The organism is Streptomyces sp. CCM_MD2014 (assembly GCF_000772045.1).
GTDB classification, from domain to species: domain Bacteria; phylum Actinomycetota; class Actinomycetes; order Streptomycetales; family Streptomycetaceae; genus Streptomyces; species Streptomyces salinarius.
Genome location: NZ_CP009754.1, coordinates 156,375 through 177,721 on the forward strand (window position 1 = coordinate 156,375; position 21,347 = coordinate 177,721).

Consider the following 21,347-nt stretch of genomic DNA (forward strand, 5'->3'; position numbering starts at 1 on the left):
CGATGACCGTCGAGGGGGAGAAGTCCACGGCACCGGCGGGGCCCGCTCGGCGGGGTGTCCTCGGCCGGCTGTCGTGGGGGCTGGCCGACCAGGCGGCCTCCAGCCTGTCCAACTTCGTGGTGGGCATCTACGTGGCGCGCTCGCTGGGGCTGACCGCCTTCGGCGTGTTCAGCCTGGCCTGGGTGACGTACGGCGTGGTGCTCAACGTCTCGCGCGGGCTGGCCACCGACCCTCTCGTGGTCCGCTTCAGCGGCGTGTCGGACGCGTCCTGGCGCGGGGCGGTGGCCCGGTCCTCGGGCACCGCGCTCCTCGTCGGCACCGGCATCGGCACGGTGTCGCTGGTCGCCGGGCTGTGCATCGGCGGCCAGGTGGGTGCCGCGTTCGCCGCCCTCGGCGTGGTACTGCCGGGACTGCTGCTCCAGGACGCCTGGCGGTACTCGTTCTTCGCCGCCGGAGTCGGCCGCAAGGCCTTCGTCAACGACGTCGTGTGGGCCGTCGCACTCGTCCCGGCGATGGTGGTGGCGGCCCACGTGGGCAGCGTGACGGCCTTCCTCCTCGCCTGGGGCGGCTCCGCCGCGGCGGCCGCCGGGTACGGCTGCCTGCAGTCCGGCATCCGGCCCCGGCCGGCCGGCGCCCGCGCGTGGCATCGCGACCACCGGGACCTCGGCTACCGGTACCTGGTCGAGAACGTCGGCGTCAGCGGTGCGGGGCAGATCCGGGCGTACGGCCTCGGGGCGATCGTCGGCGTCGGCGCGGTGGGCGTGATCCGGGGCGCGGAGCTCCTGCTCGGCCCGTTCCTCGCGGTGCTGATGGGTCTGTCGCTGGTCACCGTGGCGGAGTCGGCGCGGGTGCTGCGGCAGGCGCCGGAGCGGCTCGGGAGGTTCTGCTTCCTGCTCGGCGCGGGGCAGACCGTCGCCGCCGTGCTGTGGGGTGCGGCGCTGCTGCTGGTGCCGGACCGGCTCGGCGAGCTCGTGCTCGGTGACGTCTGGAGCGGTGCCTCGGAGCTCATCGTGCCGGTCACGCTCAGCGTCGCGGGCGCCGGACTCGGCACCGGCGCGGCGGCCGGGCTGCGGGCACTCGCCGCGGCCCGGCGCAGTCTGCGCTGTCAGTTGTTCGCCTCCGCCTGCTACGTCGCCGGCGGGCTCGGCGGTGCGGTCGCGGGCGGCACGGTCGGCTCGGCCTGGGGCGCCGCCGCGGCGTCCGTCTGCGGTTCCGTCGTGTGGTGGCTGCAACTGCGGGCCGCCCTGCGCGAGCGCGACCACCAATCCCTTTCCGAAGTGAGGACCACATGACCCCCCACCCCCGGCTGAGCATCGGCCTTCCCGTCTACAACGGCGAGGAGTATCTGGCCGAGTCGCTGGACGCCCTCCTCGGGCAGACCTACGAGGACTTCGAACTGGTGATCACCGACAACGCGTCGACCGACGGCACCCAGGACATCTGCCGCCGGTACGCCGCGCGGGACTCCCGCATCCGGTACATCCGGCTGCCCCGGAACATCGGTGCCGCCCCGAACCACAACTACGTGTTCACCCAGTGCCGCGGCGAGCTGTTCAAGTGGGCCTCGCACGACGACCTGTACGCCCGTGACCTGCTGCGCCGTTGCGTGGAGGCGCTGGACGAGCGGCCGGAGGTGGTCCTGGCGCACAGCGGGCAGGCGGTCATCGACGGCGACGGCAAGGTGAAGGTCCCCTACGAGTACGGGCTCGCCACCGACTCGCCGCGTGCTCCGGAGCGCTTCCGCAGCCTGCTGTTCGAGCCCGGGGGCGACGACTTCTACGGCGTGATGCGGGCCGACGTGCTGCGCCGGGTGAAGCCGCACGACAGCTACCACCACGCGGACCGCACGTTCGTCGCCGAGATCACCCTGCACGGCCCCTTCCACCAGGTGCCGGAGCTGCTGTACTTCCGCCGCGACCACCCCACCCGTGCCGAGCGGGCGAACCCGTCCAAGCGCTCCCGGTGCGTCAACCTGGACCCGCGCCGGGCGGGCCCGCTGCACCCGACGCCGCGTCTGCTCGCCGAGTACGTCTGGGGCTTCGTCTCGGCGATCGGGCGGGCGCCGTTGTCGTCGGCCGACCGGCGCGCGTGCCACCGCCATCTGGCCGCGTGGATGACCAGCCGGGTGCGGCCGGGCGCCGGCGAGCGGGTCGAGGACCGCGCCCCCGTCGGCCCCGGCCGGCTCACCGTCTCCGTCGACTCCCTCGTCGCCGGCCGCGAGGGGAGGCAGGGATGAACTCCATGCGCGAGAAGCCTTTACGCATCGGCGTGTTCGGCCTGCTCGGTGCCGGCAACAGCGGCAACGACGGGTCGCTCGAGGCGGTGCTCGACCACCTCCGTGCCACGCGTCCCGGGGCGGTCGTGGACGCGATGTGCGGCGGACCCGAGATCGTCGCGACCCGGTACGGGATCCCGGCGACACGGCTGAACTGGTATCGCGGGGAGTACCGCACCGCGTCGCGGGTGAGCGCGATGGCGGCCAAGGCCCTGGGCAAGCTCGTGGACGTCGTGCGCACCGCCGCCTGGGTGCGCCGGCACGACGCGGTGATCGTTCCGGGCACGGGTGTCCTGGAGACCACGCTGCCGCTGCGGCCGTGGGGCTTCCCGTACTCGTTGTTCCTGCTCTGCGCGACGGGCCGGCTCTTCGGCACCCGCGTCGCGCTGGTCAGCGTCGGCGCCGGGCCGATCGGCGACCGGCCGACCCGTATCCTGACGCGCTGGTCGACGCGGCTGGCCGCGTACCGGTCCTACCGGGACGTCCAGTCGCGCGACGCGATGCGTGCGATGGGCGTGAACACCGCGCGGGACGAGGTCTACGCGGACCTGGTGTTCGCCCTGCCGGCGCCGGCGGGGAACGAGTCCGCGGGCATGCCCGGCCCGGTCTGCGTCGGCGTCATGGACTTCCACGGGAGCAACGACGAACGCGACCGGGCCGAGGAGATCCACCGGCGCTACCTCGACGGGACGACGCGGTTCGTCCGCGCGCTGGTCGAGGAGGGCAGGCCGGTGCGGCTGCTCACCGGCGACGAACTCGACCGGCCGGTGGCCGCCGCGATCGTCGACGCGGTGGGTTCGCCGCTGGTCACCGTCGCCGAGGCGGCCTCGCTGGCCGACCTGATGAAGGAGACGGCGTGCGCCGACAGCGTGGTGGCGACGCGCTACCACAACATCGTCTGCGCCCTGAAGGTCGGCACACCGACCCTCGCCCTGAGCTACTCGGCGAAGAGCGACGTGCTCATGGCCGAGATGGGCATGGGCGCCTACTGCCACCCGGCCCGCGAGGCCGACGCCGACCGGCTCCTCGAACAGTTCCGCGAGCTGGAGCGGAACGCTGCGCGGGTGCGGCGGACCCTGGCCGAGCGCAACCTGGCCGTCGCCCGGCGCGTCGAGCGGCAGTTCACCGACCTGGCCGCGGCGCTGTTCCCGGCGACAGGACCCACCCACGCCCTGCGGGAGACACCATGAAGGCGACAGAAGTTCCCCCGATCGCCGGCGCATACCTGTTCGAACCGGTGCCGCACGCCGACGAACGCGGCTTCTTCTGCCGCACGTTCGACGCCGACGTGATCCGCTCGGTGGGTCTCGATCCGGCCGCCTTCGTGCAGGACAGCGTGTCCCGCTCGGTCCGGGGCGTGCTGCGCGGCATGCACCTGCGTTCCGGCGCGGGTGAGGCCAAGCTGGTGCGGTGCTCGCACGGCAGGATCTTCGACGTCGTCGTGGACCTGCGGCCGGACTCGCCCACCTACCTGGGCCTGGCCACCTTCGAGCTGTCCGGCGAGACCCAGGCGACCCTGTACGTCCCGGCGGGGTGTGCGCACGGCTTCCAGTCGCTGACGGACACCTCGGACGTCTCGTACCGGATCGACCGGCCGCACGATCCCGCCGAGGACGTGACGATCGCCTTCGACGACCCGGACCTCGCCATCGACTGGCCGCTGCCGGTCACCTCGATGTCCGAGCGGGACCGGCGGGCACCGAGCCTCGCCGAGGTCCTCAAGCACAGGGAAGGGTGAAGCACGCAGTGAACGCGGAAGAGCCGAGTCTGCCCCGGTCGCGGCAGGCGAACGAGCGGCTGCACGCCATGGTCCCCGGAGGCGCGCACACCTACGCCAAGGGCGACGACCAGTACCCGGAGAACCTGGCCCCGGTGATCAGCCACGGCAGCGGTGCCCACGTGTGGGACGTCGACGGCAACCGGTACATCGAGTACGGCTCGGGCCTGCGGTCGGTCAGCCTCGGGCACGCCCACCCCCGGGTCACGGAGGCCGTGCGGCGCGAACTCGACCGGGGCAGCAACTTCGTCCGGCCGTCCGTCGTGGAGGTCGAGGCCGCGGAGCGCTTCCTGGCGACGGTGCCGACCGCCGAGATGGTGAAGTTCGCGAAGAACGGCTCCGACGCCACCACCGCCGCGGTGCGCCTGGCCCGTGCGGCCACCGGGCGGTCCCGGGTGGCCGTCTGCGCCGACCATCCGTTCTTCTCCGTCGACGACTGGTTCATCGGCACCACGCCGATGTCCGCCGGTGTTCCGGCGGCGACCGACGAACTGACCGTGGCGTTCCCCTACGGGGACCTGGCCGCCACGGAGGAACTGCTCGTCCGGTACCGGGACGAGGTGGCCTGCCTGATCCTCGAACCCGCCACGCACACGGAGCCGCCGCCCGGGTACCTCGCGGGGCTGCGCGCTCTGGCCGACCGGCACGGCTGCGTACTGGTCTTCGACGAGATGATCACCGGGTTCCGCTGGTCGGAGGCGGGCGCCCAGAGTCTGTACGGCGTCGTCCCCGACCTCTCCACGTTCGGCAAGGCGCTGGGCAACGGGTTCGCCGTGTCCGCGCTGGCCGGGCGCCGCGAGCTGATGGAGCGGGGCGGGCTGCGTCACTCCGGCGAGCGGGTCTTCCTGCTGTCCACCACGCACGGTGCGGAGACGCACGCGCTGGCGGCCGCGATGGCGGTGCAGGCCACGTACGTCGAGGAGGGCGTCACCGCGCGGCTGCACGCCCTCGGGGAGCGGCTGGCGGCCGGTGTCCGCGAGGCGGCGGCCGGGATGGGCGTCGGCGACCATGTCGTCGTCCGGGGCCGGGCCAGCAACCTGGTCTTCGCCACCCTCGACGAGAACGGGCGGCCGTCGCAGGAGTACCGCACCCTGTTCCTGCGCCGGCTCCTCGCGGGCGGGGTGCTGGCCCCGTCGTTCGTGGTGAGCGGCGCGCTCAGCGAGGCGGACGTCGATCAGACGATCGACGTGGTGGCCCAGGCGTGCGCGGTGTACCGGAAGGCGCTGGACGCCGCCGATCCCACGCCCTGGATGGGCGGGCGTGCGGTGAAGCCGGTTTTCCGCCGCCTGGCGTGACGTGAGGTGAACGGCGGCGGAGGGACGACACCGTCTGGCGGGGCGTCAGCGGCACTGCCGGCGACCGGCGTCGGCCCTCCGGTCGCCCTGCCGCTCGTCCGTTCGTTCGTGCGTTCGTTCAACCGGTCGTTCAGCCGTCCGGTCGGCCCCGTAGGACGCCTGCCGGACGGTGCTCGGGTCGGTCAGCCGGTCGGCCGTCCGGTCGACCAGCCACGCGGTGACCGGCAGCACCGCCATCGCGGTGCACCAGCCCCCGAGCGTGTCGGTCGCGTAGTGCGAGCCCAGGGCGACCTGCGCCCAGCCCATGAGCGCGCCGGCCGCCAGCCCCGCGGCGAACACCAACGGCACACCTGACGCCCTGCCCAGGCCGAGCCGGCCGGTCGCGAGCAGCGACAGCATGAGGGCGAGGGCGGTGAGGAAGGCGGTGTGCCCGCTCGGGTAGGACAGGTTGTCGCCGTGGATGGTGCGTCCCACCACCGGTTTGAGCAGTGTCGTCGTTCCCACGGTCAGGCCGGAGCCGGTCACGAGGAACGCCGCCGCGCGCGGGTCCCGAAGCAGCAGACAGCCCGTCACCAGGGCCGCGACCAGGAGCACGGCTCCCACGGGCTCCCCCAGGAAGTCCGTGACCACGGCGACGTGCCGCCACGGCGGGCCCATCCCGTCCACCGCCGCCCAGATCCGCCCGTCCGTCGGGCTCGGACCGCTTTCGCCGGCGTACCCGGCCCCGAGGACGACGACCACCAGCGCGGCGAGGCACGCGACCAGTCCGAACCACACGCGCAGCGACGGCGGCAGCACCGCGGACACCGACCGGCCGGTCGCGCGCCCACCGCCCCCGGGGGACCTGCCGCACACTCCCACGTTCTCGTCCACTCCCCCGCGTCGCCCGGCTCACGGGCGGTCCCACCGGTCACCCTCGGTTCGAGGCCACCGTAACCGCTCCCGCGGACCTGATAACAGCCGATTCGGGCCATTGGACAAAGGGTGCCGGGAAATGTTCGGCGGTGTCCCGGACATCCCCTCGCCCCGGGGGCCGCGAGGCGCCGAAAAGGGTCGTCGGGCAGTGCGACGTCCCTGCTAGGGTGCGCGGATGCCGTCGATCAAGCAGGTCCAGATCACCTTCGACTGTGCGTCGCCCGAGCGCGTCGGCCGTTTCTGGTGCGAGGTGTTGGGGTACGTCGCGGTGTCGCCGCCGGAAGGGTTCGCCACCTGGGACGATTTCAACCGCTCCCTGCCTCCCGAGGACCGGGACGCGTGGTTCGCGTGCAGTGATCCCTCCGGGGTGGGCCCGCGCCTGTACTTCCAGCGCGTTCCCGAGGGGAAGGTCGCCAAGAACCGGGTCCATCTCGACGTGCGGGCCGGCACCGGACTGGTGGGAGACGAGCGCCTCGCCACGCTCGAGGCCGAATGCGCGCGGCTGGTCGCACTCGGCGCGGTCAAGCAGCGGGTGCTGGTCGCCGACGAGGAGAACGAGTCCTGCATCCTGATGCAGGACGTCGAGGGCAACGAGTTCTGTCTCGACTGAGCACATCTCCCTCGGCGTTACGGCTTGCGGGCCATCCCGGCGGCGATGAGACGCTCCCACACGGTCAGCTCCCGCTGCCCGCCCTTCCAGGGAGTGCCGGCCTCCTCGGAACGCCACAGGGGCGCCGGCACTATCCCGGGCTCCAGGATGTCCAGACCGTCCAGCAGGGCCCCGATCTCCGCGTCGGTCCGCCACCGGCCGCGGCCGAACGTCGCCTGGAGGACCTTCTCGGCCTCCGCCGTCTCCGGGTTGTTCCCGGAGCGGAAGTGACTGACGAAGAAGCAGCTTCCGGACGGCACCCGGTCGCGCCAGTAGCGGACGATCCCGGCGGGGTCCTCGTCGTCGTTGACGTGGTGGAGGATGGCGCTGAACATGACGGCGACGGGGCGGTCGAAGTCGATCAGTTCCCGGGTGTCCGGGTGGTTCCTGATCCCCTCGGGATCGCGCACGTCGACGGGTACGACCCGGGTCCGGTCGTTCTCCTCCAGCAGCGCCCGGCCGTGGACGAGCACCTGGGGATCGGTGTCGACGTACACCACGCGGGCGTCCGGCACCCGCCGCTGCGCGACCTGGTGCACGTTGTCGGCGGTGGGCAGGCCGCTGCCCAGGTCGATGAACTGCCGCACCCCGGTCGTCGTGACGATCTCCGTCACCGCCCGGGTCAACGCCGCGCGGTTGGCGAAGGCGATCGCGACCGATCCGGGAAGGTCCCGCTTGAACACGTCGCCGATCTCCCGGTCCACGGCGTAGTTGTCCTTGCCGCCGAGCAGGTAGTCGTAGACGCGGGCGATGCTGGGCCTGGTGCTGTCGATCGCGGAACTGTCTCCCGTCATGGCCCCATCCTCTCCCCCGAAGCACCGCCCCGACCACCACTTCTTTGACCTTGACACGGTGACAAGGTCTTCACTGGCCGCCGAGGAGGTGGTCCCGATGACCATGACGAGACAGGGCGGGGACCCGATGCGGGCGCTCCGGGGTCTGGAGGACGGGCGTGCGTCCGTACGGCTGCGGGCGGCCCTGGCCGTCGGCTCGGCGCCGGACCCGGGCTTCGTGGACAAGCTCGTCGAGCGGTCCGCGATCGAGCCGGAGTTCTTCGTCCGCGACATGCTGACCTGGGCGCTCACCCGTCACCCGGTGTCCATGACGCTCCCCCGGCTGGTCCGCGAGATCCGCTCGCAGCGCCCGCAGGCGCGGAGCCAGGCGCTGCACACGCTGTCCAAGATCGGGGACCGGCGGGCGTGGCCGGCGATCACACCGGCGGTGCTGTCCGACGCGGACGACGAGGTGGCGCGCAGTGCCTGGCGGGCCGCGGTCGTACTCGTCCCCGACGGGGAGGAGGCCGCCCTGGCCGCGGCGCTGGTGACGCAGCTGGGGCGCGGGGACCGGGAGACGCAGTCGAGTCTCAGCCGGGCACTGGTCGCACTGGGCGAGGCGGCGACGGCGGTGGTGCTGGAGGACGCGGCGAGCACGTCGGCCCCGCCGGTGCGTGCCCACGCCCTCGCCACGCAGCGGCTGCTGCGCGACCCCGACAGCGGGTTCGAGGCGGCGATCGAGGAGGCGAAGCGCGTCGTGGCTCTCGGCGGGGCGGGTGACGGGGGACGATAGAAGGTGTTGATCGGTGAGGTGGCGCGACGGTCCGGGGTCAGTGCCCGCATGCTCAGGCATTACGAGTCGCTCGGCCTGGTGCGGCCCTCGGGCCGCACGGGCTCGGGTTATCGGGAGTACTCCCAGGACGACATCCGGCGGATCTTCCACATCGAGAGCCTGCGCTCGCTCGGGCTGTCGCTGCGCGAGATCGGCCGCGCGCTCGACGAGCCCGGCTTCGCGCCCTCGGCGCTCGTCGAGGACCTGGTCCGGCGGACACGCGAACGCATCGCGGCGGAGACCGAGTTGCTCACCCGGCTGCGCCGGATCGACGCCGCGAGCCCGGCCGGCTGGGAGGACGTCCTCCAGGTCGTCGCGCTTCTCCAGGCGCTGGGTTCGAAGAGCGCGGACGCCCGTCAGCGCGCGGCGCTGTCCGCGGCCCACGAGGCCGCGGTGCCGGTGGAGGCCCTGGTGGAGGCGGTGTTGAGCGAGGCGGACCACAACGTCGCCGGAACTCTCAGGTGGGCGCTGGCACGTGCGGGCGACGAGCCCGCGGCACTGCTGGCGGAGGGTCTCGCGTCTCCGGTGCCCGCGGTGCGGGAACGTGCGGTCAAGGCCCTCGCCGAGCTGCCCGGCGATGAGGCCGCCGCACAGTTGCGGCACGCGCTCGACAGTCCGGACGCCGTGGTGCGCGGACACGCCGCACCGGCGCTGGGGTCGCGTGGGGTGAGCGATGCGGTTCCGACGCTGATCGACATGGTCGTGGAGGGGCGGAACGACACCGACGCGGCCGACGCGCTGAGCGTGCTGGCGGCCGACGCCACGACGGCGGACCGGATCGCGAACGCACTCGTCGGCCGCATCGCCCACGACAGCACCGGAGCGCCCGCGCGCGGCCGGCTGACCCAGGCGCTGGCGGGCATCCCCGGTGAGAGGGCGTCCGGTGCCCTGGTGGAGCTGACCGAGGACGAGGACCGCGCGGTCGCGCTGACCGCGACGTATCTGCTGCGGCTGCGCGAAGCCGGTGACGTCCCGGCCGAAAAGGCTTCGACAGGGTCCTGCGCGCCCGGCACAATCGCCGACCGTGACGAGCAGCGAACTGTGGAGCCGTGAGACCGCCGACCGCTACGACGCCGAGGAGGCCGAGACCGGGATGGCCTCCGCCGCCGTCCTCGGACCGACCCTCGACTTCCTCACCGAACTGGCCGGAGACGGCCGGGCGCTGGAGTTCGCCATCGGAACCGGCCGCGTGGGCGTCCCGCTGCGGGAACGGGGTGTGCCGGTGGTGGGCATCGAGCTCTCCGCACACATGGCGGCGGTCCTGCGCCGAAAGACCGACGAGGAGAGCCTGCCGGTGGCCCTCGGGGACATGGCCACGACCGTCGTCCCCGGCGAGTTCACCCTGGTCTACCTCGTCTACAACACCATCACCAACCTGCTCACCCAGGACGAGCAGGTCGAGTGCTTCCGCAACGCGGCACGTCATCTGAGCCCCGGCGGCCGGTTCGTCATCGAGCTGGGCGTGCCACCGCTGCGGTTCCTGCCGCCGGGACAGGTCGCGGTGCCGTTCGACGTCTCGGAGCGGCATCTGGGCTTCGACACCTTCGACCTGGTCGAACAGGTCCTCGTCTCGCACCACTTCACCCGCGACCCGGACGACGGCACCTACCGTCGCGCCAACTCCCGGCACCGGTACGCCTGGCCGGCGGAGCTCGACCTGATGGCACGGATCGCCGGGCTGGAGCTGGAGCGCCGCGTCGGGGACTGGGACGGGACTCCGTTCACCCAGGACTCCCCGAAGCACATCTCGGTGTGGCGCAAGGTCGCCTGACGCGATGAGGGCTCCGTCGTACGGCCCGGCCCTCACGGTTGTTCACGGCCGTTCGCGGGGAGACCGGCACGGTCGGCGTCGGGCGGCGGCAGCGGTCCTCGTCCGTGCCGCGTGAGCGCCTCCATCTCCGTCGGAATCTCCGGCGTCCGGGAGGCACGCAGAGTGAGCAGCATGCGGGTCTCCGGCTCCAGGTGACCGCCCCGGACGGCGTCCAGCGCGGAGCGCACCGCCGGGTTCGGGGACCTCGGTCGGGAATCCGGCGCGGCCCAGGTCCACGCCCATGGCCAGGGCGTCGTTCTCCGCCGCAGCCGTGCGCCGCGCAGGAAGGTGCCGTCGCCGCCCAGGGTGACCACGAGGTCCGGGTCGCCCGCCGCGTCCACCTCCTCGCGGGCGCTGCGCCGGCCGTCGTGGCGGTGCGGGCATCGACATGCCGGGCGGTCCTCCCCCGTTCGGTGAGTCGCACATCAGGTACCGAGTAGGTACCATGCCGGTATGCCATCACTCAACGTGACCTTCACCGAGGAAGAAATGGAAGGCGTGCGCGCGGCTGCCGCGGCCGAGGGCAAGAGCCTCAAGCAGTACATGCACGACCTCGGTGTGCGCGAGATGCAGCGCAAGCGGTTCGTCGCCGGCGCCGCCTCGTGGGCGGACCGGCTGCGCGCCGAGTTCGACGAGGCGTTCCCGGACGAGATCCCGCCGTCCCAGCGCGGCGAGGGAGTCAGCGCCGCCTGATGAGCGAGCCCCTGTACATCGATGTCCCGTGGCTCCTGGACGTCCAGGACGCCGCTCTCGACGACGAGGACGTGTCGGTCACGGACTACTCGGCCCTCGTCGCGGCGGTGGCCCGGCACAAGACCCGCATGCCGACCCTGGCCGCTTCCAACCCGGACAGCGCCTGGCGGGCGGCCGCCCTGCTGCACACCATCGTGCGCCTCGAACCGCTCCCCCACCGCAACAGCCTCTTCGCCGCCTTCGTGACCGGTCAGTACATGGACCAGTCCGGTGAGGGGATCGATCCGCCCTACGGGGCTCTGTCCGACCTGATCAGGAAGGTCCGCGAGACGCGGCTGAGCATCTACGACGTCGCCGAGTCGCTCCGTTCCTGGCGCATCTGACCCGCGGGGCCCTCACATCCCCCGCCAGATGTTGTCGAACGCCGCCTCCTCGATGCTGCGACGCTGCCGGGTGGCGGCCAGCTCCACCACGGCGTCGTGCACGGCGGCGAGCACGGTCGCGATCCCGTCGTCCTCCGGGTCCGCCACCCGATCGGCCGCCTCGTGCCGGATGCCCACCGCGGCCGCGAGACCCACCAGCACCGGATCGCCGCCCGACCAGCGGTCGGTGGCACGCCGACGGGCCGAGGCATCGGCCGGGACCGGCCGGTCGGCGGTACGGCGCACGTTCCACCGCGAGCGTCTGCGGCCGCCGTCGTCCGCACCCGCCGCGGCGAGGTACTGCGCCGCCAGGCCGTGTCCCCGGCGCCACAGCCAGTCCTCCACGGACTCGGGCGGCTCCTCGGCGATCATGCCCGCCGCCGTGTCGAGGAGCGCGTCCCCGGACCGTGTGGGCGACACGGGCCGCACGAGGGGGCCGTCCAGCGCGACCGTCCCCGCCTCCAGCAGATCGATCAGTTCGGCTCCGGCCAGGGCCAGCGACAGGTCGCCACGCTCGACCGGGTAGTCGGAGGGGACCTCCAGAGAGACGATCGTCAGGTCGTGCGCTGTGGTCATGGCACATGCTCCCCGTCTGGCGCATCGGCTGCGCTCCGGTTCAGCCTACCCAGGGCCGCAGCTTCTCGGGGTTGCGGACCGCCCAGATCCGGGTGACGCGGCCTTCGGCGACCTCGAACGCTGCCACGGTCGCCACGGCGCCGGCGTGGCGGGCCACGAGGCCGGGCACGCCGTTGACGGACCGCTCCACGAGCTCCAGCCCCGGGCTCTTCTCGGCCATGACGGCCATGTACCGGGCGATGCGCGTGCCGCCCTCGATCGGGTGCGGGGCGGCACCGGCCTTGCCGCCGCCGTCGGCGGTCATGACGGCGGCCGGGTCGAGCAGGTCGACCAGGGCCGCGATGTCCTTGGTCTCCCACGCCTCCTTGACCTGCCGTACCACGTCGGCCCGCACGGCCGCCGCCGTCGCCGGAGCCCGCGCGGCACGCACCCGGCGCCGGGCCGATGCCGCGAGCTGCTTGCAGGCCGCGGGGGTCCGCCGGAGGATTCCGGCGATCTCGGCGAACGGGTAGCGGAAGACGTCGTGCAGCACGAAGGCCACCCGCTCGGCGGGTGTCATCGACTCCAGGACGACGAGGAAGGCCATGGACACCGATTCGTCCAGGATCATCTGGTCGGCGGGATCGGCGCCGGGGCCGTGCTCCCGCTCGGCCCGGTCGGGGAGCGGATCGGGCAGCCACGCGCCGACGTAGCGCTCGCGCCGGGCCCGCGCCGAGCCGAGCACGTCCAGGCAGACGCGACCGGTCACGGTCGTCAGCCAGGCGCCCGGGGACGCGATCTCGGCCTGCCGGCTCGGGGGCAGTGCGTACCAGCGCGCGTAGGCCTCCTGCACGGCGTCCTCGGCCTCGGCCAGCGAACCGAGCAACCGGTACGCGACGTTGATCAGTTGACGCCGTTCACCGACCGTCGCGTCGGTGCTCGTCCCAGCCGTGCCCATGCCCGACCGCCCCCCGCCTTACCTTTCGCCGGCCCGTGTCGTCGGGCTGGTGAGAGCCTATCGATCTACTGCCCCCGGGGGGCGGAAAAGAGGACCGCGGCATGGCAACCCAGGTGACGGCGCAGCGCCGATTCCCGTTCCTGCGGATCGCGATAGCCCTGCAGACACTGACCATCTTCCTCCAGGCGGTCTCCGCCGGACTGCTGCTGACGGCGTCCTACGGAGAGACGCTGCACAGTGCGGGGGCGCGGGTGATGTACGGGGCCTCGATGCTGTACGTGCTCGCGGCGGTACTGGCGTGGAAGCCGGGCGGTGGCCCGCTCGCGCCCGTGTGGCACGCCTCGGGCTTCCTCGTCCCCGCCTCGGTCCAGGTGGTGCTGGGCATCGCGCACGTTCCGTCGGTCCATCTGCCCCTGGGTGTCCTGATGTTCGGGCTGAGTGTGCTGGCCCTGGTGCGTCGTTGAGCGTTCCGGTGCTCAGGGGATCAGCTCTGTCGCCGGGCGTGACGGAGGCAGGAGGCGGCCACCACGAAGGGCCACACCGACTGGAAGGACGTGACGACGCGTTCGGCGACGCCGGCGTCGCCGTGCCGCTGCATCTCGATCAGGAACCACACGCCGCCGGCGGCCATCAGGGACGTCGCCACGATCGAGGGTGCCAGGCGCAGCGCCCAGGGAGCGGCCGGTCCGCCGTTGACGGCCAGCACCGGCCACACCGCCAGAAGCGTGAACCCGACCACCACCACCGCTCCGTGGCGCAGCGAGCCCCCGCTGCTGGGCGCGGGAAGCGCCACCAGGACGAGCGCGGCGAGCCCTCCGCCGCCCAGCGCGACGCGTCCGGCGGTGGCGGCCGCGCGCAGTCCCCATGCGGTCAGCAGGTGGCAGACGCCCAGGGCCAGGAAGCCGGCCGTCATCACCCAGAACCCGGCGGCTCCGTAGGAGCCCAGCGTGCTGATCGTCTCGGTGACGGGGTCGTAGGAGGAGCCCTCGAACCGCGCCGCGCCGGCCCAGCCCGCGATCAGCATGACGGGCGCGCATCCCGACGAGACAAGGACCCATCTGGGGACAAATCGCATCGGCCCACCATAAACCGTACGGATGGGGCGAGCCCTCGACCGGGCGACGGTTCACGCGGGCGGGTTGAGCTTGCGGAAGTACGTCCAGCTGGTCTCGTTCGGCTCGCTCCACTTCCGCGGGGCCCGCGCGAACTGCGGGTGGTGCTCGGCGATGTGGGCCCGGGTCCGCTCGGGGACCTCGGTGTAGGCGTCGAGCTTGCGGCCCCTGCAGTGGTAGGCGAGGCCCCCCGGTCGCCCGCCGCGGGCCATCCACGGAACCCACGGGGACATCCGGGTCCACGACATGGTGGCCGGCACGCCGGGGGCCGGACCGGCGAGGTCCGCGCGGTGGGTGAAGAACTGGAAGAGCTCCAGGGCCCGGTAGGTGTCGCCGGCCGAGTGCTCGGGATACTGGGCGGCCGGCAGGGGCGAGGGGTAGGCCAGCGGGATCTCCAGGCTGAAGCAGACCTGCCCGTCGAGGTCGGTCGTCGGCACCGGGAAGGGGCGCCACTTCTGGTTCACCGGGTCGTTCCAGATGTGCACCACCGGCAGGTCCCGCCAGGTCTCCAGGATCTCGCCGGTGACCGGGTCGAGGTAGAAGGCCGCCTCGCGGCTGAGCAGCCGGTAGGAGCCGGGGCCGTCCTCGGCGTCGTGGACCAGGCGGGCGACGTTGACGCCCTCGAAGCCGAAGAGGCGCTCGTAGGGTTCGTCGGGTGCCCAGGAGTAGACGCTTCCGGACCACCAGTACGTGACGTCCGCTCCGTCGAGGGAGGCCCGGGTCCGGGCGAGGGAGCGGAGCGCGAGCTCGGGTGTCGTCATGGGCACCACTCTGCGCGGCGGCCGCCCGCGCCGGGCGGGAAACGCCGCGTCCCGCCCCGGAAACGGCCGGAAGCAGTCTTCCGGGGCGGGGCGCGTCCCGGTCAGCCGAGGGCCGGTGACGGCGCCGGGGTGCGCTGGGCGAGCGGGACCGTCGCCGGGCCGGCCTCCTGTCCGAGGAAGAAGTGGCGCACCACGCGCTCCGCGGCGTGCCCGTCGTCGTACTGGCAGAAGCGTTCACGGAAGGCGGCGCGCAGCGCGGCCGCCTCGGTCCCGCGCCAACGGCCGCTGCGGAAGGTGTCGATGAGTTCGTCCTCGGTGGTGGCGACGGCGCCCGGTGTGTCGCCGGGGCGGCCGGAGAGGAGGTCGAAGGTGACGCCGCGGACCTGGGAGTAGATCTCCCAGTCGTCGGCGTATATGACGATGGGCCGGTCGAGGTTGGCGTAGTCGAAGGTGATGGACGAGTAGTCGGCGACGAGCGCGTCGGCCGCCAGGCAGAGGTCCTCGACACTGGGATGGCGGGAGACGTCGACGACGGCGCCCCGGGCGGCGAGGTCGCTCAGCTCCGGATTCCGGTCGTAGAAGTAGTGGGTGCGGACCAGCAGCACGAAGTCGTCGCCCAGGGCCCTGGCCAGGCGGGCCAGGTCGAAGGAGGGCGTCCAGCCGGTCCGGTAGTCGCGGTGGGTCGGCGCGTACAGCAGGGCGGTCCTGCCCGGGGCTATGCCGAGCCGGGCGCGGATGGCGGCGATGTCCTCGGCGCCGGTGCCGTAGTAACGGTCGTTGCGGGGGTAGCCCGCCTCGAGGGACTCGTAGGAGCCGGGGTAGGCGCGCTCCCACTGCTTGGTGGAGTGCTGGTTGGACGAGACGCTGACGTCCCACCGGTCCACGCGGTCGAGGAGACGCGCGAAGTCCATGCCCCGGGCGGCCGCGGGATAGGCCTGCTGGTCCAGGCCCATGCGCTTGAGCGGCGTCCCGTGGTGCGTCTGGAGGTGGATCTGCCCGGGGCGCTTGACGATGTGGTCGGGGAAGTTGACGTTGTTCACGAAGTACCGTGCGCGGGCCATGACTTCCCAGTAGCGGCGTGAGTCGCGCACGACGTAGTCGATGCCTTCGGGCACCCGGCCGGCCAGTTCCTTGCGCACCACCCAGACGCCGTGCACGTCGGGGGCGAGTTCCCTGGCCTTGTCGTGGACGGCGAGCGGGTTGCAGGCCGGCAGCCGGTCCCAGTACGAGGTGTACACGGCGAGGCGGGGGTCCGTGGAGCGTCTGCGCTGGAGGGTGTACAGGCCCGCGTACGCGCGCCGGCCGGCCCGGGTCTTGGCCTTGAGCACCTTCTTGGGCCCGGCCGTCTTGGCCCGGGCCGCGAACTGGGTGGCCTGGTAGGCGCGGTAGAGACGTTTGGCCACGGCCCGCATGTACACGCCGGTTGGGCCGTCGGGCATCGTGAAGCCGTCCGGGACGTGCGCCGCGTAGAAGTCCGCGGTGCGGTCGAAGAACTCCTTGCGGTCGGCGACCCGCACCCGCTCGGGGCGCTTCAGCGCGAACAGCATGTGGGACACGGCCCGTTCGAACAGCATGGGCGTGGCCCAGGCCAGTTCGGGACGCTCCGCGAGGAACGCGAACAGCCCCTCGTACTGTCCGAAGATGTCGAAGTGCTTGCGCCCCGGCGTCTTCGTGATCGCGCCCTGGCGGCGCTGGCGGTACTCGACACCGACCCTGTTCAGACAGCCGATGCGTTCGGCCGTGACCATCGCCATGTGGGTGACCGGCGCGTCCTCGTACAGACCGGGGGCGTACTGGAAGCCGTGCTCGAGGAAGAACTCACGTCGGAAGGCCTTGTTCCAGGCCACCAGGAACAGTTCCACGTACTCGGGCCGGTCCTTGAGACGGAAGACGTCCGTGCCCGCCTTCTCGAACAGGCCCGCGGTCTGGCTGCGGCCGCCCGTGCCCCACCAGTAGGTGCGCACGTGGTCGAAGACGAGGATGTCCAGCTCCCCGACGGCGTCGAGCCGGCCGGCCAGCGCCTCCAGCAGGCCGGGGGTATAGGAGTCGTCGCTGTCGAGGAACAGGACGTAGTCGCCCCTCGCGTGCTGGAGCCCGGTGTTGCGCGCCCGGCCCAGGCCGACGTTCTCCGGCAGGTGCACGGCCCTGACGCGGGCGTCGCGGGCGGCGTACTCGTCGATGATCGCGCCGCAGGAGTCCGGTGAGCAGTCGTCCACGGCGATCACCTCGATGTCCCGGTACGACTGCCCCAGAACCGAGTCCAGGCACTCGCGAAGGTACCCCTGCACCTTGAACACGGGAATGACGATGCTGAACCGAGGCATGCGGACAACTCCAGGTGAAGCGTGGATTGAGCGAGGTTGAACAGGGAGACTCGCGACACTTGTGAAACGTTGTATGCGCACTGTGAATGTCTGGGGAGGGCCGGAACCGGCATGTGTCCCGCCGCGTGGCGATGAATTCGGGCGGCGCATCGGGTCGACCCTGTATGACTCACATCATCGCGGACATCTCGGTCTCCCTCGACGGCTACGTCACCGGTCCCGACCCCGGCCCGGGCAACGGTCTGGGCACCGGCGGCGAAGCCCTGCACACCTGGGCCTTCTCCGACGACCCCGAGGAACGCCGGATCGTGCGTGAGACGACCGCCCGCTCGGGCGCCGTCGTCCTCGGCCGCCGGCTCTTCGACCTCGTCGACGGACCGGGCGGCTGGGACGACACCGTCGGCTACGGCGCCGCGGAGGTGGGCAAACCCCCGTTCGTCGTCGTGACGGGCTCGGAGCCGGAGTCGGTCCGGCTCACCGGCCTCGACTGGACGTTCGTCACGACCGGCCTGCCGGACGCGGTCGCCGTCGCGCGCGGCCGTGCCGAGGCGGCCTCGGCGGATCGGGGCGAGGATCTCGACGTCGTCCTGATGGGCGGCGGCACCCTGATCGGTTCGGCCCTCGACGCCGGGCTGGTCGACGTGCTGTCGCTGCACCTCGCACCCGTCGTGCTGGGATCCGGAACACCGCTGTTCACCGGCGGGACCCCCCGCACACTGGTCCGGCGGAGCGCGACCCCAACGCCGAACGCCGTCCATCTCGCCTACGACGTCCGCCGCGGCGCGCGCGGGTGGAGCCCGGCCCGGTTCGGCCATTGACGGGCCTGGGCCGGGCCCCTACGGTGCCCTCACCGCGCGACCCGCGATCGGTCCCGGGGCCCCCGAGGGGATGGTGGCAGGGCGATGAAGGCAGTGGTCCAGGAGCGGTTCGGCCCGCCGGACAGCCTGCGGCTGCGGGAGATCGACCAGCCTGCCACCGGGGCCGGCCGGGTGCTGGTGCGCGTGCACGCGGCCGCGGTGAACCCCTACGACTGGCACATGCTGCGCGGAGACCCGTACGCGGCGCGGCTGTCGGGCGGCATGGGGCTCACCCGGCCCAAGCACCGGGTGGCCGGGATCGACGCGGCAGGCGTGGTGGAGCGGGTCGGCGCGGGCGTGCGGGAATTCAGCCCCGGCGATCCGGTCCTGGGCTTCTGCCACGGGGCCTTCGCCGAGTACGCGTCCACCACCGCGGCGCTGCTGGTGCCCAGGCCCGAGGGCCTGACCTTCGAACAGGCCGCGGCGCTGCCGATGAGCGCGGTGACCGCCCTGCGCGGTATCCGCACCGTGGGCCGGGTGCGTGCCGGGCAGCGGGTGCTGGTCAACGGATCGGGCGGCGGAGTGGGCACCTTCGCCGTCCAGATCGCGGCGGCCCTGGACGCGGAGGTCACCAGGGTGTGCGGCGCCCGCAACACCGGTCTGGTGCGTTCCCTCGGCGCCGCCCACGTCCTCGACTACGCGCGTGAGGACTTCACCGACGGACGCGAGCGCTACGACGTCGTCCTGGACCTCGTGGGCAACCACCCGCTGGGGCGGCTGCGACGGGTGCTGACCCCGGCGGGCGTGCTGGTGGCGGGTGGCGGCGGCGCTCCGGGCCGCGTGTTCGGGGCGATCGGCGCCATGGCGAAGGTGGCGGCGGTCAACGCGGTCACGCGCCACCGGCTGCGCCCGATCCTCCCGGCGACCCCGGACGGGCCGGCCCACGAGGACCTGCTCGCCGTCACCGCGCTCGTCGGCGCCGGGCAGCTCACGCCCGTGATCGGCCGGACCTTCGCCCTGGCCGGCACCGCGGAGGCGGTCCGGCACGTCGAGGAGGGGCACTCCCGCGGCAAGACCGTGATCACGGTGCCGTGAGCGTCCCGCACGCCGAGTCGGCACGGGACCCGCGGTTCAGCGAAAGCCGGTACGCGGGGCCGTGACCTCGACGGTGTCCTTCACCAGGGCCAGCGCCGCTCCCTCCGGGCTCGACCGTCCACCGCTCACGGTCACGTCCCCCGCGTCGGGGCAGCCGAAGACCACGGCCTTCTCCGGCCCGGTCAGCGCGTACAGCGGATCCCCCGGCTCCGTCTCCTCGAGCCGGACGTGCACGACGCCGGGCTCGTCCGCCGACGCCCCGGCGACGGCGCGCAGCCGGCGGGACCTGGAAGCCGCGTCGCGGGCCCGGTCCGCGGTGGTCTGGTCGACCGGCTGCGCCCGCACCCGCGCCTCGGAGGGGTCCCAGCCCCACGCCAGAGCGGCCAGCAGCCGCACCTTGGTGGCGGAGTCCTCGCCCGACAGGTCCGCCGAGGGATCCGCTTCCGCGATGCCCAGGAGCCGCGCTGCGCGGACCGCGTCGCCCAGCGTCCGGCCTTCGGCGAGGCGGTCGAGGACGAAGGTGGCGGTGCCGTTGGGACAGGCGCGGATCGTCCGGCAGTCCAGGCCGCGCAGGGAGGTGCGCGCGAGGTCGCCCGCCGGGAGGGCCGCACCGGTGGCCCCGGAAATCCTGATCATGCTGCCGCCCGCTCGCGCGGCCTCGTCCAGTTGCCGCCAGTGCGTGAGCAGGTGGCTCTTGGTGGCGGTCACCACGTGGATGCCCCGGCGCAGTGCGGTCAGGGCCTCCTCGGCCGCGCGCGGGCGCAGTTCGGGTGAGGACGGTACGGCCTGCACGAACACGCCCGCGCCGGTGCGGTCGAACGTCTCGCCCAGCGGCTCCGTGGGGCCCCAGTCCGGGCGCGGGGGCACCGACCCGTCGGCGGCGGGCCGGCACTGGGCCGCGCTCGCGCGTACGGCGGCCACCCGCGGCCGTACGCCGTAACGGTGTCCGAGCGCGGCGCCGTCCCGGGCCACCCGGTCGGCGAACGCCCGCCCCACCGGGCCGTACCCGGCGAGGACCACGGGGGTCCGAGTCTCTTCAGTGCCTTCACCCATGGACCCGGGATCCTCTCACATCGCCGGCGGCCGGATCCCGGGGGCGTTGACCAGGCGGGCGTGCCCGGTCAGGCGGGCGACGCCCACCGCGGCCGGGAAGCCGTCGTGGGCCGGGCTCACCACGCGAGGCCCTCGAGGTGCGCGGCGACCCGCGCACGGTCCCAGGCGCCGTCGGCTACGACCACGCGGTAGGTGCGGGCGAGGGTCTCGCCGGGCGGCAGGACCAGTTCCTCGTGGAAGGCCCAGGAGGGTGCGACCGCGGCGAAGGGGTCGCTGCGCACGAACCAGTGGGCCGGGTGGGCGCCCTTCACGCCCAAGTGGTCGTTGGAGGGGGCGTGTTCGAAGACGAGCGTGGCGTGTCCGTCCCGTCCGTCGTGCTCTCCGACGTAGGCCAGCCAGGGGGACTGCGAGCCCATCGGGTCGCCGCCGGAGGGCGCGGACGAGGCGGAGGAGGCGGAGGAGGTCGCGGACTCGGCGGACTCGGCCGGCTGCGCGGTGAAGACCCGGCCGCCGCGGAAGGCGCGCGGGCCGCGCCAGAACAGCCCGGTGTATCCCGCGGCGGGGCGTCCGTGGGTGGTCGGGCTGCCGAACCGCAGTGGTTCGGCACGCCGGTTGGTCACCGCCGACGTCCAGGTGAGCGTCCAGCTGCCGGTGTCCGGGTCGGCGTCGCCGGCCTCTATGCGGCGCTCCTCCTCGGCCCACAGTTCGCCGCCGTGCGGGTGCCAGGTCAGCTTCTCGGCGATGACGGCGCGGCCCCCCTCGACGCCGACTTCCCCGAAGGCCACGTGGGCCATCGAGCCGACGCGCTCCGGCAACGCGCGGTAGCCCTCGCCGTGGACGTAGGTGTTGCCGCCCCACAGGTTCTGGCCGGAGAGGTGGGAGGCGGTCAGCTGCAAGCCCTTGTGCCAGCGGTGGTCGTTGGGCCGGTAGTCCGTGACGAGAGCCCCGGAAAGCGTCCGGACCGGGTGGAGGTACGGCTTGGGCGCCTCCCAGTCGGCTTCGGGGCGGTAGACGTAGGAGAACAACTCGGTTCCGGCCGCCCCGTGGGACACGGTGACGCGATCGCCGTGAACATGGGTGAGCGAGAGACGCGTCATGCGTGGTCCTCTTCCTCGTAGCAACCGCTTACTATCCGGCGTTTCCACGTTCTAACCGGCGCGCGTCCGCACGGTCAAGCCCCTGGCGACGGGGGCGCGCCTCCGGCCCCGCGGCACCGCCGGGCCGCGTGGGCAGCGGCGGGGGCAACGACGA

General features: G+C 73.0%; 23 protein-coding genes and 1 pseudogene. 14 read left to right on the forward strand and 10 right to left on the reverse strand.

What is annotated here, in order from left to right:
- Positions 1-2 precede the first annotated feature (2 nt).
- Genes NI25_RS00715 through NI25_RS00735 form a run of 5 tightly spaced genes read left to right on the forward strand, consistent with a single transcriptional unit; the run spans position 3 to position 5,347 of the window.
- Complete coding sequence (locus NI25_RS00715; RefSeq protein WP_061440533.1) at positions 3-1,292, forward strand: hypothetical protein; 1,290 nt, start codon at positions 3-5, stop codon at positions 1,290-1,292.
- Positions 1,289-2,236, forward strand: coding sequence for a glycosyltransferase family 2 protein (locus tag NI25_RS00720; protein ID WP_061440534.1), 948 nt, complete (start codon positions 1,289-1,291; stop codon positions 2,234-2,236). The genes NI25_RS00715 and NI25_RS00720 overlap by 4 nt, the downstream gene beginning before the upstream one ends.
- Positions 2,233-3,465, forward strand: a complete 1,233-nt coding sequence (locus NI25_RS00725; protein WP_061440535.1) for a polysaccharide pyruvyl transferase family protein — start codon at positions 2,233-2,235, stop codon at positions 3,463-3,465. The genes NI25_RS00720 and NI25_RS00725 overlap by 4 nt, the downstream gene beginning before the upstream one ends.
- Positions 3,462-4,013 carry a dTDP-4-dehydrorhamnose 3,5-epimerase gene (gene rfbC, locus NI25_RS00730; RefSeq protein WP_061440536.1) on the forward strand — a complete coding sequence of 184 codons (552 nt, stop codon included), beginning with the start codon at positions 3,462-3,464 and terminating at the stop codon, positions 4,011-4,013. The genes NI25_RS00725 and rfbC overlap by 4 nt, the downstream gene beginning before the upstream one ends.
- 8 nt (positions 4,014-4,021) lie before the next feature.
- The gene (locus tag NI25_RS00735; RefSeq protein WP_061440537.1) at positions 4,022-5,347 is read left to right on the forward strand and encodes a glutamate-1-semialdehyde 2,1-aminomutase; all 1,326 of its coding nucleotides are present in this window, start codon (positions 4,022-4,024) and stop codon (positions 5,345-5,347) included.
- A 45-nt stretch (positions 5,348-5,392) separates the two neighbouring features.
- Here the strand turns inward: NI25_RS00735 and NI25_RS00740 are convergent, their stop codons facing one another.
- Positions 5,393-6,154, reverse strand: coding sequence for a phosphatase PAP2 family protein (locus tag NI25_RS00740; protein WP_404964029.1), 762 nt, complete (start codon positions 6,152-6,154; stop codon positions 5,393-5,395).
- A gap of 283 nt (positions 6,155-6,437) precedes the next feature.
- On the opposite strand from NI25_RS00740, the gene NI25_RS00745 reads away from it, so the two are divergent.
- Positions 6,438-6,872 (forward strand): VOC family protein, encoded by a 435-nt coding sequence (locus NI25_RS00745; protein ID WP_061440538.1) that lies wholly within the window; start codon positions 6,438-6,440, stop codon positions 6,870-6,872.
- A gap of 17 nt (positions 6,873-6,889) precedes the next feature.
- Here NI25_RS00745 and NI25_RS00750 read toward each other — a convergent pair whose 3' ends face one another.
- The gene (locus tag NI25_RS00750; protein WP_061440539.1) at positions 6,890-7,705 is read right to left on the reverse strand and encodes an SAM-dependent methyltransferase; all 816 of its coding nucleotides are present in this window, start codon (positions 7,703-7,705) and stop codon (positions 6,890-6,892) included.
- A gap of 97 nt (positions 7,706-7,802) precedes the next feature.
- Between NI25_RS00750 and NI25_RS00755 the strand changes: the two genes are divergently transcribed.
- Genes NI25_RS00755 through NI25_RS00765 form a run of 3 tightly spaced genes read left to right on the forward strand, consistent with a single transcriptional unit; the run spans position 7,803 to position 10,287 of the window.
- Complete coding sequence (locus NI25_RS00755; RefSeq protein WP_061440540.1) at positions 7,803-8,477, forward strand: HEAT repeat domain-containing protein; 675 nt, start codon at positions 7,803-7,805, stop codon at positions 8,475-8,477.
- 3 nt (positions 8,478-8,480) lie between these two features.
- Entirely contained in the window at positions 8,481-9,569 is a 1,089-nt protein-coding gene (locus NI25_RS00760; RefSeq protein ID WP_078884469.1) for a MerR family transcriptional regulator, read from the forward strand.
- Complete coding sequence (locus NI25_RS00765; RefSeq protein ID WP_061440541.1) at positions 9,541-10,287, forward strand: class I SAM-dependent DNA methyltransferase; 747 nt, start codon at positions 9,541-9,543, stop codon at positions 10,285-10,287. The genes NI25_RS00760 and NI25_RS00765 overlap by 29 nt, the downstream gene beginning before the upstream one ends.
- Before the next feature lie 80 nt (positions 10,288-10,367).
- Here the strand turns inward: NI25_RS00765 and NI25_RS00770 are convergent.
- Positions 10,368-10,786 (reverse strand): annotated as a pseudogene (locus tag NI25_RS00770) (NAD(+)/NADH kinase); the annotation flags it as partial.
- On the opposite strand from NI25_RS00770, the gene NI25_RS00775 reads away from it, so the two are divergent.
- The gene (locus NI25_RS00775; protein WP_030183180.1) at positions 10,780-11,019 is read left to right on the forward strand and encodes a hypothetical protein; all 240 of its coding nucleotides are present in this window, start codon (positions 10,780-10,782) and stop codon (positions 11,017-11,019) included. The pseudogene NI25_RS00770 and the gene NI25_RS00775 overlap by 7 nt on opposite strands.
- A complete protein-coding gene (locus NI25_RS00780) occupies positions 11,019-11,402 on the forward strand; it encodes a hypothetical protein (protein ID WP_061440543.1) in 384 nt (127 codons plus the stop codon). Before NI25_RS00775 ends, NI25_RS00780 begins: the two co-directional genes overlap by 1 nt.
- A 12-nt stretch (positions 11,403-11,414) precedes the next feature.
- Here NI25_RS00780 and NI25_RS00785 read toward each other — a convergent pair whose 3' ends face one another.
- Positions 11,415-12,017 carry a GPP34 family phosphoprotein gene (locus NI25_RS00785; RefSeq protein WP_061440544.1) on the reverse strand — a complete coding sequence of 201 codons (603 nt, stop codon included), beginning with the start codon at positions 12,015-12,017 and terminating at the stop codon, positions 11,415-11,417.
- Positions 12,018-12,057: 40 nt separating this feature from the next.
- A complete protein-coding gene (sigJ, locus tag NI25_RS00790) occupies positions 12,058-12,954 on the reverse strand; it encodes an RNA polymerase sigma factor SigJ (protein WP_061440545.1) in 897 nt (298 codons plus the stop codon).
- Between the two features lie 101 nt (positions 12,955-13,055).
- On the opposite strand from sigJ, the gene NI25_RS00795 reads away from it, so the two are divergent.
- Positions 13,056-13,418 (forward strand): hypothetical protein, encoded by a 363-nt coding sequence (locus tag NI25_RS00795; RefSeq protein ID WP_061440546.1) that lies wholly within the window; start codon positions 13,056-13,058, stop codon positions 13,416-13,418.
- Positions 13,419-13,438: 20 nt separating this feature from the next.
- Here the strand turns inward: NI25_RS00795 and NI25_RS00800 are convergent, their stop codons facing one another.
- From NI25_RS00800 to NI25_RS00810, 3 genes are all read right to left on the reverse strand, one after another.
- The gene (locus tag NI25_RS00800; RefSeq protein WP_061440547.1) at positions 13,439-14,029 is read right to left on the reverse strand and encodes a DUF998 domain-containing protein; all 591 of its coding nucleotides are present in this window, start codon (positions 14,027-14,029) and stop codon (positions 13,439-13,441) included.
- A 51-nt stretch (positions 14,030-14,080) separates the two neighbouring features.
- Positions 14,081-14,827: a DUF1838 domain-containing protein gene (locus NI25_RS00805; protein WP_061440548.1), complete on the reverse strand. Its 747-nt coding sequence runs from the start codon at positions 14,825-14,827 to the stop codon at positions 14,081-14,083.
- A gap of 101 nt (positions 14,828-14,928) precedes the next feature.
- Positions 14,929-17,151, reverse strand: coding sequence for a bifunctional glycosyltransferase/CDP-glycerol:glycerophosphate glycerophosphotransferase (locus NI25_RS00810; RefSeq protein WP_061440549.1), 2,223 nt, complete (start codon positions 17,149-17,151; stop codon positions 14,929-14,931).
- 164 nt (positions 17,152-17,315) lie between these two features.
- Between NI25_RS00810 and NI25_RS00815 the strand changes: the two genes are divergently transcribed.
- Together NI25_RS00815 and NI25_RS00820 are read left to right on the forward strand one after the other, a co-directional pair.
- Positions 17,316-17,969, forward strand: coding sequence for a dihydrofolate reductase family protein (locus NI25_RS00815; protein WP_061440550.1), 654 nt, complete (start codon positions 17,316-17,318; stop codon positions 17,967-17,969).
- Positions 17,970-18,053: 84 nt separating this feature from the next.
- Positions 18,054-19,043: an NAD(P)-dependent alcohol dehydrogenase gene (locus NI25_RS00820; protein ID WP_061440551.1), complete on the forward strand. Its 990-nt coding sequence runs from the start codon at positions 18,054-18,056 to the stop codon at positions 19,041-19,043.
- 36 nt (positions 19,044-19,079) lie between these two features.
- On the opposite strand, the gene NI25_RS00825 is transcribed toward NI25_RS00820, so the two are convergent.
- Positions 19,080-20,096: a homoserine dehydrogenase gene (locus NI25_RS00825; RefSeq protein WP_061440552.1), complete on the reverse strand. Its 1,017-nt coding sequence runs from the start codon at positions 20,094-20,096 to the stop codon at positions 19,080-19,082.
- Between the two features lie 116 nt (positions 20,097-20,212).
- On the reverse strand, positions 20,213-21,193 hold the full coding sequence (locus NI25_RS00830) for a PmoA family protein (RefSeq protein WP_061440553.1): 981 nt from the start codon (positions 21,191-21,193) through the stop codon (positions 20,213-20,215).
- Positions 21,194-21,347 lie beyond the last annotated feature (154 nt).